We start from the raw sequence: 1,111 nt of genomic DNA, 5'->3' as shown, positions 1-1,111 counted from the left end.
CGGTGTGATCGAGGCCCTCAAGGACGCTCGCATCACACCGCTGCCGCCCGTCACCGGCCAGGACGCCGAGCTGTCGGCCCTCCGGCGCATCGTGCGGGGCGAGCAGTACATGACGGTCTACAAGCCCTTCGCGGACGAGGCCGACGCCGCGGCGGAGGCGGCCCTGGCGCTGGCCCGCGGGGAGGGCCTGGAGGGCATGGCCGAGGAGCGGATCGACACGCCCGCGGGCGAGGAGGTCCCCGCCATCCTGCTCGATCCCGTCGGCGTGACGCTCGACAACCTGGAGGAGACGGTCATCCGCGACGGCTTCTTCTCCGTCGAGGAGATCTGCACCCGGGAGTACCGGTCCGCGTGCGCGCGGGCCGGGCTCACCGACTGACGCCGCCCGGCACCGCCGGCGGAGCACGAGAGGAGGACGCGATGGCGCAGGCCGCCGACGCTCCCCTGCTGGAGGTGCGCGGGATCTCCAAGCGGTTCGGCGCCGTCCACGCACTGCACGGCGTCGACCTGGAGATCCATCCGGGCGAGGTCGTCGGCCTGATGGGCGAGAGCGGCGCCGGCAAGTCCGCCCTGGTGCAGGTGATCGCGGGCGCCCACCCGGCCGACGAGGGCACGATCCGGTGGCAGGGACGCGAGGTGTCCCTCACCCGCCCGCACCACGCGCAGGCGCTGGGCATCTCCGTCGTCTACCAGGACCTGGCGCTGTGCGAGAACGTCGACGTGGTCGGCAACGTCTTCCTCGGCCGCGAGCCGCGCAGGGCGTTCACCCTGGACGAGGCGGCGATGGGCCGGCGCACCCGCGAGCTGCTGGACCTTCTCTCGCTCCCCATCCCCAACGTCCGCGCGCCGGTCGCCGGGCTGTCCGGCGGGCAGCGCCAGACCGTGGCGCTGGCCCGGGCGCTGCTGGGCGAGCCGCGGCTGCTGCTGCTGGACGAGCCGACCGCGGGTCTGTCCGTGCGGCAGTCGGTGCGCTTCCTCGACCTGCTGGAGAGCCTGCGCGACCGGGGCGTCGGGGTGCTGCTGATCAGCCACAACATGGGGGACATCAAGGCCGTGGCCGACCGGGTCGCGGTGCTGCTGCTGGGCCGGAACAACGGCACCTTCGACGTGG

Annotated in this window: 2 protein-coding genes; both read left to right on the top strand. The window is 73.7% G+C overall.

What is annotated here, in order from left to right; all coding sequences use genetic code 11:
* Positions 1–379: substrate-binding domain-containing protein (locus D7231_RS35475; RefSeq protein ID WP_147449916.1), on the top strand; the 379-nt coding region annotated here is incomplete at its 5' end.
* 41 nt (positions 380–420) lie between these two features.
* Positions 421–1,111, top strand: a 691-nt coding sequence (locus D7231_RS35470) for an ATP-binding cassette domain-containing protein (RefSeq protein WP_147449915.1), incomplete at its 3' end; no start/stop codon positions are given.

It is taken from the genome of Streptomyces klenkii (assembly GCF_003626645.1).
GTDB lineage: Bacteria > Actinomycetota > Actinomycetes > Streptomycetales > Streptomycetaceae > Streptomyces > Streptomyces klenkii.
Note: the sequence above shows the minus strand (reverse complement) of the source record. Positions and strands in the feature narration are given on the sequence as shown.